A 16,434-nucleotide genomic window follows, 5' to 3' on the forward strand; every position below is an offset into this window, starting at 1 on the left:
CACTCGCTAGTAGGCCGCGGCGAATCCCGGGTGCGATCGGCCACGTGTCCACTCCCCGCCGCCAAAGCTCACGTTCAAGTCGTGCGATCCACGATCGGTCGGAGTTCTGAAAACCACACGATCGGGGGCGTCCCGCTAAAGCTCTTGCGGACTGTGTGCGGACTGGGAGCGTCCCGCACCGCTCTGACCTGCGCAAACGCGCCGATTCACACGTTGAAGCGGAACTTCAACGCGCTCCGGCACGGGACGACCTATGACGGTCAGCCCTCACGACGCTGTCTGCGCGATCACCTCGTCGACGATCTCCTCAACAGAGAGCGCTGCCGTGTCAAGCTCGATGTGCTCATCGAGCCATGGGGCGCACTCGTCGCGACGGACGAGCACTTCCTCCCACGTCGGCTCTGGCACATGGTTGAAGCCGCGTTGTCGGTCACGAACTCTTCGCTCGTGCTCGGACGGATCCGATACCACGAGGTGCACGAACAGCAGGTCGGCATCGGCGGCGTTCGTAGCAGCGCGCCACGTCTGCCGGGCCAGCTCACTGTCGTTGACCGCGTCGACAACGACGCGATGTCCCAGCCGCAGATTGAGTTCAGCCACGGCCCGCGCCGCCTCGTACGAGGCGACGCCGACCTGCCGGCCCACCGGCAGACCGCAGGCGAGGATCGATTCCTCAATCGCGTCGATGGACAGGTGGACCGCGCCGATGCGACCAGCGACCGCAACCGCCGCACTGGTCTTCCCGACACCGGGCAGGCCAGAGATCACGATCAGACGACCCACCGTCATTCCTCAGGCGACGTGAATCGGCGTGATCGCCGCGATCTGCTCGGCCGCACGGTCCGCGGCCAGGTCCAGGTCGTAGTGTGTCTGCAGGTTGAGCCAGAATTGCGCCGATGTGCCGAAGCTTCACCGTGGATGGGCGAGAGTTTGTACGTGGTAGTCAACGATCTCCACCTCCTCCGGTCCAGCTTCCGTCAATACGAAGCAGATCCGCCACTGGTCGTTGATCCGGATGCTGTGCTGCCCTCCTCGATCGCCTTTCAGCGCTTCGAGCCGGTTTCCGGGCGGGACGCGCAAGTCGTCGAGCGATTCCGCCGATCCCACCAGGCGAAGCTTGCGCAGCGCAGCCCGTTGGATCCGTGGGTCGATCGACAGCACCCGCTCGCGCCGCCGCAGTCGTTCGGTCTCCTTGCTACCGAACGACCTGGTCACGCACCAGCTATATGACGCGGCGCGTCAATAACGCTAGACGTTAAACCGGAAGTCCACCACGTCGCCGTCGGCCATGACGTAGTCCTTGCCCTCGATGCGCACGCGCCCGTGCGCCTTCGCCTCAGCCATCGACCGGTACTTGACCAGGTCCTCGAAGGAGACGATCTCGGCCTTGATGAAGCCCCGCTCGAAGTCGGTGTGGATGACCCCGGCGGCCTGAGGGGCGGTCCAGCCCTTGTGGATCGTCCAGGCGCGGGCCTCCTTGGGGCCAGCCGTGAGGTAGGTCTGCAGCCCCAGGGTGTGGAAGCCGACGCGGGCGAGCTGGTCCAGGCCCGGCTCATCCTGGCCCGTCTCGGCGAGCATCTCGGCGGCCTCGTCGGGCTCGAGCTCGACGAGCTCGGACTCGAACTTCGCGTCGAGGAAGATCGCGTCGGCCGGCGCCACCAGTTCACGGAGCTCGGCCTGCATGGCCTCGTCGGCCAGGCCGGCGTCGTCGGTGTTGAAGACGTAGATGAACGGCTTGGACGTCATGAGCTGGAACGTGGCGAGGATCTGCGGGTCCAGCCCGGCGGCGGCCGCACCGGCGGAGAGGAGCGTGCCCCGCTCCAGCAGCGCCATCGCACCCCTGGCGGTCTCGAGGACCTGGGCGTCGACCTTCTTGCCGCGCACCTCCTTCTCGAGCCGCGGGATCGCCTTCTCCAGGGTCTGCATGTCGGCGAGGATCAGCTCGGTGGCGACGGTCTCGATGTCGTCCTTGGGGTCCACCCGACCCTCGACGTGGACGACGTCGGAGTCCTGGAACGCGCGGGTGACCTGGCAGATGGCGTCGGCCTCGCGGATGTTGGCGAGGAACTGGTTGCCCAGCCCCTCCCCCTCGGAGGCGCCCTTGACGATGCCGGCGATGTCGACGAAGGAGACCGTCGCGGGCACGATCCGATCGGAGCCGAAGATCTCGGCGAGCTCGGCCAGCCGCGGGTCCGGCAGTGGGACCACCCCGACGTTCGGCTCGATCGTCGCGAACGGGTAGTTCGCCGCGAGCACGGTTGCCCGGGTCAGGGCGTTGAACAGGGTCGACTTGCCGACGTTGGGCAGGCCGGCGATTCCGATGGTGAGTGCCACGTGGGCCGAGTCTACGTTGCCGTCGGCGGCCCGCCGTCAGGGCGAGCCCACCTCCACCGCCGCCTCCCGACGGGTGTCGGCGGCCCCGGTGACCCGGCCGGAGCCGTGGTCGACCTCGAGCGCCTGCACCGAGCCGAAGACGGCGTCCTCGACCGGGACGGTGCGCAGGGTCCAGCCACGTGCCGAGAGCTCCTCGGCGTCCGGCGGCAGCTCCTCGGCGGTCAGGGTCGCCCCCTCGAGGTGGAAGCGGGGCGCGACGACGGCGTCAGGCAGGGGCTGGTCGTGGAGGATCCAGCGGGCCAGGACGTTGGCGAGGATGTTGGGGATCTGGCGACCGCCGGGCGAGCCCAGGCCGAGGACCGGGCGGCCCTCGCCGTCGACGACGACCGTGGGCGCCGACCAGCTCACGGACCGCCGGCCCGGCTCGGCCCGGTTGGCGTCGCTGGAGATCGAGTCGAAGCGCGAGAGCTGGTTGTTGAGGAAGAAGCCGCCGACGGTCCGGGCGTCGTTGCCGCCCCAGAAGCTGGTGATGGTGTTGGTCATCGAGACCATGAGGCCGTCGGTGTCCACCACCGTGAGGTGCGTGGTGTTGCCCGGCACGAGGTCCGCCGCACGCACGTCGCCGTCGTCCCGGCCCGCGGAGGCGGAGGACCCGGCGGCGAGCTCGGCGTTTAGGGCCGGGTCGGTGAGCTCCTCGACGGGCACGTCCACGAACGCGGGGTCGCCCAGCACGCTCTGGACCGAGGCGTCGGCCACCTGCCAGCCCGTCGAGAGGTCCTCGATGTACTCCGCCGAGCCCGGTTCCGCCGAGCCTGCTCCGGCGGCCTCGGCCACCTGGAGCATCTGGATCAGCGCCACCCCGGGCAGGGCCGGGGGCGCGGCGAGCACCTCGAGGTCCCCCACGGGGCCGCGGACCGGGGCTGACCGGACCACCTCGTAGGCGGCGAGCGAGGCCTTGTCGATCCCCGCCGCGGCGAGGTCGTCCGCGAGCGCGCCGGAGTAGAAGGCCGCCTCGCCCTCCTCGGCGATGGCCCGCATCGTCGCGGCCAGCTCCTCCTGGACGAGCTCCTGCCCGGCGGCCAGCGGGACACCTCCAGGGGCGTAGTGGGGCAGGTCCGCGACCGCCGAAGGCCCGTAGTCGCTGCGCATCCGCAGCGCGAGGAAGTCCGAGACCGGGTGCCCCTCGGCGAGCTCGACGGCGGGCGCGAGCAGGTCGGCCCACGGCAGCCGGCCGTGCGCCTCGTGGAGCTCAGCCATGCCGGCGACGAAACCGGGGACACCGGTCCCGCGCGCGTCGACGACGCCGTCCTGGCCGACCACCTCCCGGTAGTCGTAGGCCTCGGGCTCGCCGCCGGTGGGCGCGACGATCGCCGCTCCGCCCCCGCCGATGCCCGAGGCGAAGGGCTCCACGACAGCGATCGCGAAGGCTGCGGCGACCGCCGCGTCGGCGGCGGACCCGCCCGCGCGCAAGATCGCCGTCCCGGCCTCGACGGCGGCCGGGTGACCGGCGCTCACGCCGAACTCGGCGAGCGCGGACGACGGCGCCTCGGTCGCGGGCGGCTCGGTGGTGGGCGGCTCGGTTGACGGCGCCGCGGTGGGCCCTGCCGTCGTCGTCGGTGCGGTGCTGGGGGCGGACGGCGCCTCGGACGTGCAACCGGCCGTGACCAGGGCCAGCGCCGCCGTCAGTGCCAGGACCGTGCGGGAGTGCGCGCGTGACGTCATGACTCTCGTCCTCGGGCTGGGGTGAGCCGTGGGCTCGGGACCGGGCCACGCTACCCCGGCGTCCTGGCTGGGCAACCGCGCGGCGTCGGGCTCAGGGGCTTCCAGGGCACGTGGCTTCGAGGGCACCGGGGCACCCGGTCCCCGCGGGCCGAAAGATCACGGTTCGGTTACGGTGATTGCGGGACGGTGCCGACCGGGGCGCCCGGGGAGGGGAGACGCGGGTGACCGAGCTGCGCGCCGCACCCCGGGAGCTGGGCGCCCCGACCCGCACCCGTCTGGAGGGTGTCGACGTCGCCAGAGCCCTCGCCGTCCTGGGGATGCTCGCCGTCAACGTCGGCCCCCGGGACGCCGAGGGCCTCGCCGCGGCGTTCTTCCGCATCCCGCACGGCCGGGCCTCACTGCTCTTCGTCCTCCTCGCCGGCGTCGGGATCTCCCTGCTCACGCGGCGGGCCCGCCTTCCAGGCGGCTCGCTGCCCTGGCCGACGCTGCTCTGGCGCGCCGCGCTGCTGCTTCTCGGCGGGCTGGCCCTGCAGCTCCTCGACCACGACGTCACCGTGATCCTGCCCACGTATGCCGTGCTGTTCCTCCTCGCCGTGCCGCTCGTCCGTGCCCCGGACCGGGCCCTCCTCGTCGCGGCCGGCGCCGCGGTGGTGGCGGGACCCCTGGCGTGGCTCACCGTCCAGACGGCGACGGGTGCGACGTTCGACCTCGCCCCGGCAGAGCTCGCCGACGCCCCGGGTGAGGTGGTGCGCACGATCCTGCTCACCGGGCCCTACCCGGTGATCACCTGGCTGGCTCCCTTCCTCCTCGGGATGTGGGTGGGCCGGCAGGACCTCGCCGCCCGCGACGTCCAGCGCCGTCTCCTTGTCGGTGGCTCGGTCGTCGCCCTCGCGGCGGTCACCACGTCGCGGCTTCTCGTCAGGGAGCTGGGCGAGCCGGGAGAGCGGCTGGGCCCGGACCGCCTCGTCTCGGCCGTCGCGCACTCCCAGATGCCGCTCTGGCTCGTCGGCGGCGCCGGAGCGGCGCTGGCGGTGCTCGGCGCGGCGCTGCTCCTGGTCCCCCGACTCTCGACGCGGCCCGGTGCCAGGACCGTCGTGTCGGCGCTCGGCGCCACCGGTCGGCTCTCGCTCACGATCTACGTCGCCCACCTCGTGGTGCTGGCGCTGCTCGTGCGTCCGGGCCCCGAGACGGCCGCGGAGGGTGTCGTCATAACCCTCCTGATGGCCGCGGCCGCCGTGGTCCTCGCCGCAGCCTGGACCGCTCGGTTCGGCCAGGGCCCGCTCGAGCGACTCCTGCGCCTGCCCCGCACCTCGGCACCGCACGGACCGCGCTGACCTCCTGGGTACAGGACGCCGGTCACCCTGGCGTGCGGTCCGCCGCACTGACCCTCTCGGCCCGTGCTGACCTCCCGGGCCCGCGTCCCACCCGATGTCGGTGGGGGCTGGGAGGGTGACCGGCATGGAGACGACGACGTGGATCGTGGCGCTGGTCGCCCTCGCGGCCGGCCTGGTGGCGGGCTTCGCCCTGGCAGCGGTCCGTGCGGCTGCTCGGGTGGGTGAGGCACGCGCGGAGCGCTCCGGTGAGCTGGCCGACCTGCGGGTGGAGGCAGCGACCGCGCGGGCTCGGGCGGACCGGCTCGCCGAGGAGGTCGAGGGGCTGCAGGAGCGGGCCCGCCAGGACCAGGACGTCCTGCGCGCGCTGGCGCCGGTCCAGTCGGCGCTGCACCAGGTCGGGGAGCACGTCGCCCTGCTCGAGCGGGAGCGCACCGAGCAGTTCACCGTGCTCACCGAGCAGCTCCACCACGCGCGCCGGGCCGACGCCGAGCTCCAGCGCACGACGGCGCAGCTGGAGTCGGCGCTGCGGTCGACGTCGGCACGCGGACAGTGGGGCGAGGTCGAGCTCCGCCGCGTGCTGGAGGCCTCGGGGATGATGCGTCACGTCGACTTCGTCGAGCAGCGGGCGCTGGCGCCGAGCGGGGCTGCCCGCGGGGCGGGGCGGCCCGACGTCGTCGTCCACCTGCCCGGGGAGCGCTACGTCGCCGTCGACGCGAAGGTCCCCATGGACGCCTACCTCGAGGCGAGCGCCATCGGACCACGGGCCTCGGGCGCGGACGCCGAGCGCCGCGAACGCCTCCTCGCCGCGCACGCCAAGGCGCTGCGGGCGCACGTCGAGGCGCTCGCGAAGCGGCGCTACCACGAGCAGCTCCCCGGCTCGCCCGAGCTGGTCGTGCTGTTCGTGCCCTCGGAGGGCCTGCTGGCGGGCGCCCTGGAGGCCGATCCCACGCTGTTGGAGCACGCCCTGCGGCTCGGGGTGGCGCCGTGCTCGCCCTCGTCCCTCCTCGCCCTGCTGCGGACGACGGCGTCGATCTGGTCCGCGGAGCAGGTGGCCGACGAGGCCAAGGAGCTGCTCGAGCTCGGCCGCACCCTCTACGAGCGTCTCGGTGTCGTGGCCGGGCACGTCGGCGCGCTGGGTCGGTCGCTGCGGGCGAGCGTCCAGCACTACAACAAGGTCGTCGCCTCGGTGGAGCAGCGGCTCCTCGTCACGGCCCGCGACTTCGAGTCCCTCGCCGGGGACTCCCTCGCGGTGACACCGGTCTCGTCCGACGACGGTCAGGTGCGCGAGTTCACCGCACCGGAGCTCGTCACGGAGCGCAGCGCATAAGGCCCGGCAGCTCGTGGGGCTCAGCGTGACCGGTGATCGGTGGCCGGTGGCCCGGCGCCGCCTGGCCGGTGGCCGGGCGCAGCGGCGGCGCGGAGCTCCGCGCCCGGCCCCTGGGCGGGACCCTCGGTCCGGTCTTCCGGCTCAGCCCTCCGCGCCGGCCACGGCCCGCTCGCGCCGTGCGCGGTGAGGACGGTCCGGCTGCTCGCCGGCGCTCTTGAGGTCCGCGCGAAGGTTCTTGGGCAGGGAGAACATGATGTCCTCGGTGGCGGTACGCACCTCCTCGACCCCGGTGAACCCGAGCTCCTTGAGCCGGTCGACGACCGTGCGCACGAGGATCTCCGGCACGGACGCCCCCGAGGTCAGCCCGACGGTGGTCGCGCCGGTGAGCCAGGCGGGGTCGATCTCGTCGGCCTTGTCCACCCGGTAGGCGGCGCCGGCGCCGGCCTCGAGCGCGACCTCGACCAGACGCACCGAGTTCGAGGAGTTCGCCGAGCCCACGACGATGACGACGTCGGCGTCCGGCGCCAGCCGCTTGACGGCGACCTGCCGGTTCTGGGTGGCGTAGCAGATGTCGTCGCTGGGCGGGTCCTGCAGGTGGGGGAACCGCTCGCGCAGGAGCGAGACCGTCTCCATGGTCTCGTCGACGCTGAGCGTGGTCTGGGAGAGCCAGATGACCTTCTCGGGGTCCCGGACCTGGACCTGCCCCACCTCGTGGGGACCGTTGACGACCTGGATGTGCTCGGGCGCCTCACCCTGGGTGCCCTCGACCTCCTCGTGCCCGTCGTGGCCGATGAGGAGGATGTCGTAGTCGGACGACGCGAAGCGCACCGCCTCCTTGTGGACCTTCGTCACCAGGGGGCACGTCGCGTCGATCGTGGCCAGGTGCCGCGCGGCCGCCTGGGCGTGGACGGCCGGGGAGACGCCGTGCGCGGAGAAGACGACCCTGGCGCCCTCGGGCACCTCGTCGGTCTCCGCGACGAAGACCGCCCCCCGCTCGGTGAGGGTCTCGACGACGAACTTGTTGTGGACGATCTCCTTGCGCACGTACACCGGCGCACCGTAGAGCTCGAGGGCCTTCTCGACGGCGTCGACCGCGCGGTCGACGCCGGCGCAGTAACCGCGCGGCGCAGCCAGGAGGATCCGCTTGCCCTCCGGCGACGGCTCGGACGACACCGGGGCGGGGAACGCCGAGGCGCCGGCGAGCGAGGAGGTCGCCAGGGCGGGGGTCGTCTGCGCAGAAGTCACCCACTCAGGGTACGTGGGGCCCACCGGGCGGGCCATCCTGCTGCCCCACCTGTGGCCGTGACCTGCGTCGCGGGCGACCGGGACGAGCACCGGCCGCACCCGCGGCTGCCCGGTGGATGCACCGCCGCGCGAGGGCTGCCGGTGGAGGTGGCGTGGCGCACCCAGGGCTGCCCGTGGGCGGCGGGTGAGAGGGTGGGACCGTGAGCAGCCAGAGCCCGCCCGCCCCGCGCCGCCTCGCCGCCCGGGCGCTGGAGACGACCCCGGAGAACCCCTGGCCGGTGCGGCTGCTGTCGTCGAAGATCACCGAGTACGTCGCACGGATGTCCCCGCTGTGGGTCGAGGGGCAGGTCGTCCAGCTCAACCGCCGCCCGGGAGCGTCCCTGGCGTTCCTCACGCTGCGCGACTCCGCCGCGGACATGTCGCTGCCCGTCGCGGTGGACGCCCGGGTGGTGGCCGCGCTGCCCGCGCCGCTGGAGGAGGGCTCCCACGTCGTCGTCCACGCCCGGCCGACCTTCTGGCCCAAGCGCGGCACGCTGCAGCTGCAGGCCGACGACATCCGGCCCGTCGGTGTCGGTGAGCTCCTCGCCCGCATCGAGCAGCTCAAGCGCGTCCTGGCCGCGGAGGGCCTCTTCGACGCCGGGCGCAAGCGCCCGCTGCCCTTCCTCCCCGGCCGCGTGGGGCTGGTGTGCGGCCGCGAGTCCAAGGCCGAGCACGACGTCGTCGTCAACGCCCACGCGAGGTGGCCGGCGCTGCGTTTCGAGATCCGGGAGGTCGCCGTCCAGGGCGCCCGGGCCGTGACCGAGGTCTGCGCGGCCCTCGCCGAGCTCGACGCCGACCCGGCCGTGGAGGTCATCGTCCTCGCCCGGGGCGGCGGCTCCGTGGAGGATCTCCTGCCCTTCTCCAACGAGACGCTGGTCCGGGCGGTGGCCGCGTGCCGCACGCCGGTCGTCTCGGCGATCGGGCACGAGACCGACACTCCCCTCGTGGACCTCGTCGCCGACCACCGTGCCTCGACCCCGACGGACGCGGCCAAACGGATCGTGCCCGACGTCGCGGAGCAGCGACGCGGCGTCCTGCAGTCGCGTCAGCGCATCCGCGCCGCGGTCGCCGGGCGGGTCGCGGCCGAGCAGCGCGGCCTGGACGCGGTGCGCTCGCGGCCCGTCCTCGCCGAGCCGACGACGCTCGTGACACGCCGCGCCGAGGAGGTCGCTCGCCTCACCGCCGCCGCCCGCCGCGCGTTCACCTGGCGCACCGAGCGGGCAGCCGGCGAGCTCGGCGCCCTCCACGGCCGGCTGGTGGCCCTCTCCCCCGCCGCGACGCTCGCCCGGGGGTACGCCGTGCTCCTCACGCCCGACCGGGTCGTGCGCTCCGCCGACGAGGTGGCGGTCGGCGACCGGCTCGAGGCCCTCCTCGCCGGCGGCCGCCTCGACGTGGAGGTCCTGGCCACGCACGAGGGGTCGCCCGGTCGCGCGCGCGACGGCGCGGTCACTCCTCGGGGGTGAACTGCCGGGGCGCGCGACGGGTGAGAGCCGGGGCCGGCGATGGGTAGGAGCCGAGGCCGGCGACGGGTAAGAACTGATCCGGCGACGGGCCCGAGAGCTGCCGTCCCGTGCCATCACGAGGCGGGCGGCCCCTTGCCGCCGGTCCGCGCGTCCACGGCCGGGGACGACGCTGCGGATGTCCCCGGGCTGCGGCAGACTGTGCCGCGTGAGCCCCAGCGACGACCGGCCCGAGGTGTCCGCACTCAGTTACGAGCAGGCGAAGGAGGAGCTGGTCGAGGTGGTCCGCCGCCTCGAGACCGGCTCGGCCTCCCTCGAGGAGTCCCTCGCCCTGTGGGAGCGCGGCGAGGCCCTCGCCGCGCACTGTCAGGAGTGGCTCGACGGCGCCCGCCGACGCCTGGACTCGGCCCACTCGGCCGTGGCGCCGGAGGAGACGGCCGCCGGCACCGAGACCCCGGCGGACCGTGAGGCCGCCCTGGACGACGCCGCCGCCGGCGTCCCCGAGGAGGACGAGCGATGACCACCCCCACCGGCTCCACGCCCACGCCCGACGGTCCGGCCCCGGTCGGCCCCACACCGCCGCCGGACGGCCCCGTACCCGGCCCCGGGGAGCCCGTGCAGCGCTCCCCCCGCGCGCCCGCCGAGCACGACCCCTTCCGCCCCGCGCACGACCCCGAGCTCGACGCCGGCCCGAAGGCGCCCACGACCGAGGCCTACGGCGCCGGCCAGCACGGCCTGCCCGGCGACCACGACGGCGGCGGTGCCCTCGTCATCGGCGAGGCCCTCGTCGACATCGTCGAGCGCCCCGGCGAGGAGCCGGTCGAGCACCCGGGCGGGTCGCCCGCCAACGTCGCGGTCGGTCTGGCCCGGCTGGGCCGCGACGTCGAGCTGGTCACCTGGTTCGCCCCCGACGACCGCGGCGCGACGCTGCGCTCGCACCTGGAGCTGGAGAACGTCCGGCTCTCCGCCGGGTCGAGCCGCGCGGCGCGCACCTCCACCGCCCGGGCCCGGCTCGACGAGTCCGGCTCGGCCACCTACGAGTTCGACCTCGACTGGTCGCCGGAGGCGCCCGCGGAGCTCGGCCGGCCCGTGCTCGCCCACACCGGCTCCATCGCCGCGGTGATCGAGCCGGGCGCCCGCACCGTGGCCGCCACCCTCGACGCCCTGCGCGGCACGGCGACGATCTCCTACGACCCCAACGCCCGCCCCGACCTCATGGGGGACGCGGCCACCGCCCGGCAGACCGTCGAGCGCCTCGTCGCCGGGGCCGACGTCGTCAAGGTCTCCGACGAGGACCTCGCCTGGCTCGCCCCCGACGAGGCGCCCGAGGACGTCGCCCGGCGCTGGCTGACCACGGGTCCGGCGCTCGTCGTCGTCACCCGCGGCGGGGAGGGCGCCTGGGCGGTGGCGGCCTCGGGCGAGGTCACCGTGCCCGCCGAGCGGGTCGACGTCGTCGACACCGTCGGCGCCGGCGACTCCTACATGGCCGGCATCCTCGACGGGCTGTGGGGGGCCGGCCTCCTCGGCGCGCACCGCCGCGAGGCCCTGCGGGCGATCGACCCCGACACCGTCACCCGGGTGCTGCGGGAGGCGGCGACGATCGCCGCGATCACCGTCTCCCGGGCCGGGGCGAACCCGCCCACCAGGGCGGAGCTCACCGCACGCTGAGCCCGGTCCCAGCGCCCACGCCCCACCACGCCGCCACAGGACGGACCTCATGAGCACCGCAGAGCCCCCTCTCTCCCCCGCCCAGGCCTGGGCGCGGCTGCGCGCCGGCAACGCGCGCTTCGCTGCCGACGCCATGGAGCACCCCTCGCGGGGCGCGGCCCGCCGTGCCGAGCTGGCCGGTGGCCAGCACCCCTTCGCGGTGGTCCTGGGCTGCTCGGACTCCCGCGTGCCGGCCGAGCTCGTCTTCGACCAGGGCCTGGGTGACCTCTTCGTCGTCCGGACCGCCGGGCACGTCCTGGACCCGGCCGTCATCGGCTCGGTGGAGTACGGCGTGGCGGTCCTCGGCGCCCCCCTCGTCGTGGTCCTGGGACACGAGGGCTGCGGCGCGGTGCGCGCCGCCACCGACGCCCTGGTGAGCGGTGCGTCGGCACCGGGTTTCGTCGGCGAGGTCGTCGACCGCCTCGTGCCCTCGCTCGTCACCGACCCCGGCGCGCCGCTCGCCGGCCCGTCCGGCGGCGGAGAGCTGCCCGGGCAGGAGGAGCTGCGCCGCCGGCACGTGCGCGCCACGGTCCGGCGCCTGCACGAGCGGTCCGCGCTCGTCGCCGCCGCCGTGGCCGAGGGCCGCTGCGCCGTGGTCGGGGCCGACTACGCCCTCACCGAGGGCACGACCGTGCTCGTCGAGTCGGTGGGCGCGCTCAGCTGACAAGGGCTGCCGCCCCGTAACCCTTCTGTCCCAGACGCCCGCGGACCGGGCCCCGGCGGCACGCCCGGACCCGGCCCGCGGCCGCCGCTCAGATCTCGACGCCCTCCAGCAGCTCGGTGACCAGCGCCGAGACCGCCGAGCGCTCGGACCGGGTGAGCGTCACGTGCGCGAAGAGCTCCTTGCCCTTGAGCGCCTCGACCACCGCGGCGATGCCGTCGTGCCTCCCCACCCGCAGGTTGTCGCGCTGGGCGACGTCGTGGGTGAGGACCACCTTGGAGTTCTGGCCGATGCGCGAGAGCACGGTGAGCAGGACGTTGCGCTCGAGCGACTGTGCCTCGTCGACGATGACGAAGGCGTCGTGCAGCGACCGGCCCCGGATGTGGGTGAGCGGCAGCACCTCGAGCATCCCGCGGGCGATGACCTCGTCGAGGACCTCCTGGGCGACGAGCGCGCCGAGGGTGTCGTAGACCGCCTCGGCCCAGGGGTTCATCTTCTCGTGCTGGTCCCCGGGCAGGTACCCCAGCTCCTGCCCGCCGACGGCGTACAGCGGCCGGAAGACGAGGACCTTGCGGTGCTCCCGGCGCTCCATGACGGCCTCCAGGCCCGCGCACAGCGCGAGGGCCGACTTGCCCGTCCCCGCCCGGCCGCCGAGGGAGACGATGCCGACGTCGGGGTTGAGGAGGTGGTCGATCGCGATCCGCTGCTCGGCCGACCGGCCCCGCACGCCGAAGACCTCCCGGTCCCCGCGCACGAGGTGCAGCCGCCCGCCCGCCGCGGTGGTCGCCAGCGCCGAGCCGCGCGGGGAGTGCAGGACCACGCCCGTGTGGACCGGGGCGTCGGCGAGCCCGTCGGGGGTGGCGAGGTCGTCGATGACGACGGACTCGGCCCCCCACAGGTCCGCCATCTCCGACTCGGTCAGCTCCGCCGTCGTCATCCCCGTGTAGCCGGAGTCCACCACCTGCTGGGCGCGGTACTCCTCGGCGTTGAGGCCGACGGCGGAGGCCTTGACCCGCATCGGCAGGTCCTTGGAGACGACGGTGACGTCGTTGCCCTCCGCGGCGAGGTTGGCGGCCACGGAGAGGATGCGGGTGTCGTTGTCCCCCAGCCGCAGCCCGGAGGGCAGGACCTGGTCGTTGGTGTGGTTGAGCTCGACCCGCACGGTGCCGCCGTCGTCACCGACGGCGACGGGGTGGTCGAGCCGGCCGTTCTTGATGCGCAGGTCGTCGAGCAGGCGCAGCGCAGAGCGGGCGAAGTAGCCCAGCTCGGCGTGGTGACGCTTGCCCTCGAGCTCGGTGATGACCACCACCGGCACGACGACGTCGTGCTCGGCGAAGCGCAGGATGGCCCGCGGGTCGGAGAGCAGCACGGAGGTGTCCAGCACGTAGGTGCGCAGCGCGGTGCCGGTCGGCTCGGCCACGCCCAGCTCGGCCGCGACGTCGGGACCGGACTCGGCCGGGGCGTCAGGAGCGGTGCCGGTCCGGGCGGTGACCTGCTGCGGGGCGCTGGAAGTGCGGTTGAGGCTCACGAGGGCTCCCTCCGGCGCCGTGGCGCCGTGTCAGCTGCTCGGGTGATGGGCGCGGTGCGCGCCCGACCCGGCGGTGGTGGGGGCGGTGGGCCGGCCCGTGAGGGACCGGCGGCCCCTCCCGTCCGCAGCTGGCTGCTGCATGGGCTGACCTCCCGGAGAACGGCAGGTGTGCCGTCCTTCAGGGCGAAACTACGACCGGCGCGGGCGCTGCCCGCCGCGACACACCGCAGGGCGTGGCGTTGTTCACACGCCCGACACACGGCGTTCGGCCGCGTGGCCCACCGCGGCGCGAGGGCCGAGACCGTGCGCCGCGGCCGCAGCGCGGCCTTCAGCGGCCGAGGCGCCGCTCCCGCTGGGCGTAGTCGCGCAGCGCCCGCAGGAAGTCCACCCGGCGGAAGTCGGGCCAGTAGACCTCGCAGAAGTAGTACTCGCTGTGCACGGACTGCCACAGCAGGAACCCGCCGAGGCGCTGCTCGCCGGAGGTGCGGATGACGAGGTCGGGGTCGGGCTGGCCCTTGGTGTACAGGTGCTCGGTGATGTCGTCGACGCCGATCTCCGCGGCGATCTCCTCGATGCTCTGCCCGGCCGCGGCGCGCTCGAGCAGCAGCGAGCGCACCGCGTCGGTGATCTCGTGGCGGCCGCCGTAGCCGATCGCGACGTTGACCGCCATGCCGTCCAGGCCGTCGGTGCTCGCCTGGGCGGCGCTGAGCCGGGCCGCGAACGCCGGCGGGAGCAGGTCGAGGGAGCCCACGACCCGCAGGCACCACCGACCGGTGCGCGCGAGCTTCTCCACGGTGCCGGTGATGATCTCGAGCAGGTCCGCGACCTCGGCCGGGTCGCGCTCGAGGTTGTCGGTGGAGAGCATCCACAGGGTCACGACCTCGACGCCGGTCTCCTCCGACCAGTGGAGGAGCTCGGAGATCTTGTCCGCCCCGCGCCGGTGCCCGTGGACCACCGGGCTGCCCAGCGCCTTGGCCCAGCGCCGGTTGCCGTCGAGGATGACGGCGACGTGCCGTGGGATGCGCTGCCGGTCGAGGTCGGCGACGAGACGCCGTTCGTACAGGGTGTACAGCAGCTCCGGCGTGCGCATCGACCGACAGTCACTCTCCTCGCCCCTGCGGCTTCGCCGCCCTGCCGCGGGGAGGTCCCCCGGTGGCTGCTGGGAGGTTACCGCCGTCACGTGTCCCGACGGACCGCGAGGCCCAAACCTACGCTACCGTAGGTTGTCTCGTCCGACCCCTGCCCCGGAGGCGTCCCATGTCCGAAGTCACGGACCGCACGTCCGGCGTCGCCGACGCGATCAAGCCGAGGCTGCGCGGCTGGCTGCACGCCGTGACCGCTCCCCTCGCGCTGGTCACGGGTGTCGTCCTGGTCCTGCTGACCCCCGCGGGGGCCGGCCGGGTCGCGGTCGGCGTCTTCGCCCTCGCCGGGGTCGTGCTGTTCGGCACGTCGGCGGTCTACCACCGCGGCACGTGGTCGCCCCGCGCCGCGGCCACGCTGCGCCGGATGGACCACTCGAACATCTTCCTGCTCATCGCGGGCACCTACACCCCGCTCGCCGTCCTGCTGCTGGAGCGCTCCACCGCCACGATGCTGCTCACGGTGGTGTGGGGTGGGGCCGTCCTGGGCATTCTCGCCCGGGTCGTCTGGCTCTCGGCCCCGCGGTGGGTCTACGTGCCGATCTACATGGCGCTCGGGTGGGTGGCGGTGTGGTTCATGCCCGCCTTCTGGGCCGGTGGCGGGCCGGCCGTCGTCGCGTTCGTCGCCGTCGGCGGGCTGGCGTACACCGTCGGAGCGCTGGTCTACGCCCTCAAGCGGCCCAACCCCTCACCCCGGTGGTTCGGCTTCCACGAGATCTTCCACGTCGGCACGGTCCTGGGCTGGGGCTGCCACGTCGTCGCCGTCGCCCTGGCGGTCGGGCAGGCCTGACCCACCGGGCGTCGGGCAGGCCTGACCGACCGGCCGCCACACCGGCGATCCGCCGGTTCCGGGTTCGTGCAGCGCCTTCCTCGGCGCGCGGACCTGCGGCGACGGTCCTACGCTCGGTGCCACCCGGACCGAGGAGGAACCGTCATGGCCGACGACGCCGAGACCCTGTGGACCGCCGACCCGCGGCGACTGCTGCGCCCGGGCCCGGAGTTCAACCTCGCGTCGGTCGACCGCGCCGGGACGCCCGGATGGTCTGGCGACAAGGACGACGCCAAGGAGCTCATGCTCCGGCGCGGCGAGCTCCTCTCCGAGCTCCAGGAGCGTCTCTTCGCCCACGGCCGCACCGGTGGGGACCGGTCCGTCCTGCTCGTGATCCAGGGCCTGGACACCGCCGGCAAGGGCGGCATCGTCCGGCACGTCCTCGGCATGGTCGACCCCCAGGGCGTCGCACTGCGCTCCTTCGGCGTCCCGACCGAGGAGGAGCGCGAGCACCACTACCTGTGGCGCATCCGCAACGCGCTCCCGCGCCCGGGCCAGATCGGCGTCTTCGACCGGTCCCACTACGAGGACGTGCTCGTCGTCCGGGTGGAGGGTCTCGTCGAGCGTGAGGTCTGGGAGCCCCGGTTCGAGGAGATCAACCGCTTCGAGCAGGAGGTGGTGGAGTCCGGCACGACGGTGGTCAAGGTCGCCCTCATGGTCTCGGCGGAGGAGCAGGGGATGCGGCTCATGGAGCGGCTCGACCGCCCGGACAAGCACTGGAAGTACAACCCCTCCGACGTCGACACCCGGCAGCGCTGGTACGACTACCAGGCCGCCTACGCCGACGTCCTCGCCCGGACGAGCACCGACGTCGCGCCCTGGTACGTCGTGCCCGCGGACAAGAAGTGGTACTCGCGCCTGGTGGTCACCGAGCTGCTCACCCAGGCACTCATCGACCTCGACCTCACGTGGCCGAAGGCCGACTTCGACGTCGACACCGAACGGGCCCGGCTGGCCGCCACCATGCAGCCGCAGGTCCTGGCCGCCGCGGAGCAGGCCGGCGAGCAGGCTCGCGCCAAGCACGAGGACGGCGAGGAGTCCTACCGCGAGGCGCTCGCGGAGGCGGGCTCGCTGGACGACCTCCCCGGCGACGACCGGGACTGACGGCC

General features: G+C 74.0%; 15 protein-coding genes. 8 read left to right on the top strand and 7 right to left on the bottom strand.

What is annotated here, in order from left to right; genetic code table 11:
* Positions 1-267: 267 nt before the first annotated feature.
* The 4 genes from AAEM63_RS14440 to AAEM63_RS14455 all read right to left on the bottom strand — a co-directional run bounded on the left by AAEM63_RS14440 (position 268) and on the right by AAEM63_RS14455 (position 4,056).
* On the bottom strand, positions 268-783 hold the full coding sequence (locus tag AAEM63_RS14440; RefSeq protein ID WP_341358945.1) for an AAA family ATPase: 516 nt from the start codon (positions 781-783) through the stop codon (positions 268-270).
* Between the two features lie 126 nt (positions 784-909).
* Entirely contained in the window at positions 910-1,215 is a 306-nt protein-coding gene (locus AAEM63_RS14445) for a type II toxin-antitoxin system RelE/ParE family toxin (protein WP_341358946.1), read from the bottom strand.
* A gap of 33 nt (positions 1,216-1,248) precedes the next feature.
* Positions 1,249-2,334 (bottom strand): redox-regulated ATPase YchF, encoded by a 1,086-nt coding sequence (ychF, locus tag AAEM63_RS14450; protein WP_341358947.1) that lies wholly within the window; start codon positions 2,332-2,334, stop codon positions 1,249-1,251.
* Positions 2,335-2,370: 36 nt separating this feature from the next.
* A complete protein-coding gene (locus AAEM63_RS14455) occupies positions 2,371-4,056 on the bottom strand; it encodes a gamma-glutamyltransferase (RefSeq protein ID WP_341358948.1) in 1,686 nt (561 codons plus the stop codon).
* A 221-nt stretch (positions 4,057-4,277) separates the two neighbouring features.
* Between AAEM63_RS14455 and AAEM63_RS14460 the strand changes: the two genes are divergently transcribed.
* Both AAEM63_RS14460 and AAEM63_RS14465 read left to right on the top strand, forming a co-directional pair.
* The gene (locus AAEM63_RS14460) at positions 4,278-5,390 is read left to right on the top strand and encodes a DUF418 domain-containing protein (RefSeq protein ID WP_341358949.1); all 1,113 of its coding nucleotides are present in this window, start codon (positions 4,278-4,280) and stop codon (positions 5,388-5,390) included.
* A 124-nt stretch (positions 5,391-5,514) separates the two neighbouring features.
* Positions 5,515-6,717 (top strand): DNA recombination protein RmuC, encoded by a 1,203-nt coding sequence (locus tag AAEM63_RS14465; RefSeq protein ID WP_341358950.1) that lies wholly within the window; start codon positions 5,515-5,517, stop codon positions 6,715-6,717.
* Positions 6,718-6,858: 141 nt separating this feature from the next.
* On the opposite strand, the gene AAEM63_RS14470 is transcribed toward AAEM63_RS14465, so the two are convergent.
* Complete coding sequence (locus AAEM63_RS14470) at positions 6,859-7,890, bottom strand: 4-hydroxy-3-methylbut-2-enyl diphosphate reductase (protein ID WP_341361382.1); 1,032 nt, start codon at positions 7,888-7,890, stop codon at positions 6,859-6,861.
* A 272-nt stretch (positions 7,891-8,162) separates the two neighbouring features.
* Between AAEM63_RS14470 and xseA the strand changes: the two genes are divergently transcribed.
* The 4 genes from xseA (at position 8,163) to AAEM63_RS14490 (ending at position 11,832) form a co-directional block, all read left to right on the top strand.
* Positions 8,163-9,464 carry an exodeoxyribonuclease VII large subunit gene (gene xseA / locus AAEM63_RS14475; RefSeq protein WP_341358951.1) on the top strand — a complete coding sequence of 434 codons (1,302 nt, stop codon included), beginning with the start codon at positions 8,163-8,165 and terminating at the stop codon, positions 9,462-9,464.
* A 175-nt stretch (positions 9,465-9,639) separates the two neighbouring features.
* Complete coding sequence (locus AAEM63_RS14480; protein ID WP_341358952.1) at positions 9,640-9,981, top strand: exodeoxyribonuclease VII small subunit; 342 nt, start codon at positions 9,640-9,642, stop codon at positions 9,979-9,981.
* Positions 9,978-11,129: a carbohydrate kinase gene (locus AAEM63_RS14485; protein ID WP_341358953.1), complete on the top strand. Its 1,152-nt coding sequence runs from the start codon at positions 9,978-9,980 to the stop codon at positions 11,127-11,129. The genes AAEM63_RS14480 and AAEM63_RS14485 overlap by 4 nt, the downstream gene beginning before the upstream one ends.
* Positions 11,130-11,178: 49 nt before the next feature.
* Positions 11,179-11,832 carry a carbonic anhydrase gene (locus AAEM63_RS14490; protein ID WP_341358954.1) on the top strand — a complete coding sequence of 218 codons (654 nt, stop codon included), beginning with the start codon at positions 11,179-11,181 and terminating at the stop codon, positions 11,830-11,832.
* An 88-nt stretch (positions 11,833-11,920) separates the two neighbouring features.
* Here AAEM63_RS14490 and AAEM63_RS14495 read toward each other — a convergent pair whose 3' ends face one another.
* Complete coding sequence (locus AAEM63_RS14495) at positions 11,921-13,255, bottom strand: PhoH family protein (RefSeq protein WP_341361383.1); 1,335 nt, start codon at positions 13,253-13,255, stop codon at positions 11,921-11,923.
* A 430-nt stretch (positions 13,256-13,685) separates the two neighbouring features.
* Positions 13,686-14,447, bottom strand: coding sequence for an isoprenyl transferase (locus AAEM63_RS14500; protein WP_341358955.1), 762 nt, complete (start codon positions 14,445-14,447; stop codon positions 13,686-13,688).
* Between the two features lie 167 nt (positions 14,448-14,614).
* On the opposite strand from AAEM63_RS14500, the gene AAEM63_RS14505 reads away from it, so the two are divergent.
* The gene (locus tag AAEM63_RS14505) at positions 14,615-15,286 is read left to right on the top strand and encodes a hemolysin III family protein (RefSeq protein ID WP_341358956.1); all 672 of its coding nucleotides are present in this window, start codon (positions 14,615-14,617) and stop codon (positions 15,284-15,286) included.
* Positions 15,287-15,430: 144 nt separating this feature from the next.
* Positions 15,431-16,429, top strand: coding sequence for a PPK2 family polyphosphate kinase (locus AAEM63_RS14510; RefSeq protein WP_341358957.1), 999 nt, complete (start codon positions 15,431-15,433; stop codon positions 16,427-16,429).
* The last annotated feature ends 5 nt before the right edge of the window (positions 16,430-16,434 follow it).

The organism is Georgenia sp. M64 (genome assembly GCF_038049925.1).
In the GTDB taxonomy this organism is placed as follows: Bacteria; Actinomycetota; Actinomycetes; order Actinomycetales; family Actinomycetaceae; genus Georgenia.

Excerpts from the sequence above, each read along its gene's own strand:
- AAEM63_RS14455 (WP_341358948.1), bottom strand. The coding sequence starts at position 4,056 with ATGACGTCACGCGCGCACTCCCGCACGGTCCTGGCACTGACGGCGGCG.
- AAEM63_RS14465 (WP_341358950.1), top strand. The coding sequence starts at position 5,515 with ATGGAGACGACGACGTGGATCGTGGCGCTGGTCGCCCTCGCGGCCGGC.
- AAEM63_RS14480 (WP_341358952.1), top strand. The coding sequence starts at position 9,640 with ATGTCCCCGGGCTGCGGCAGACTGTGCCGCGTGAGCCCCAGCGACGAC.
- AAEM63_RS14485 (WP_341358953.1), top strand. The coding sequence starts at position 9,978 with ATGACCACCCCCACCGGCTCCACGCCCACGCCCGACGGTCCGGCCCCG.
- AAEM63_RS14490 (WP_341358954.1), top strand. The coding sequence starts at position 11,179 with ATGAGCACCGCAGAGCCCCCTCTCTCCCCCGCCCAGGCCTGGGCGCGG.
- AAEM63_RS14500 (WP_341358955.1), bottom strand. The coding sequence starts at position 14,447 with ATGCGCACGCCGGAGCTGCTGTACACCCTGTACGAACGGCGTCTCGTC.
- AAEM63_RS14505 (WP_341358956.1), top strand. The coding sequence starts at position 14,615 with ATGTCCGAAGTCACGGACCGCACGTCCGGCGTCGCCGACGCGATCAAG.
- AAEM63_RS14510 (WP_341358957.1), top strand. The coding sequence starts at position 15,431 with ATGGCCGACGACGCCGAGACCCTGTGGACCGCCGACCCGCGGCGACTG.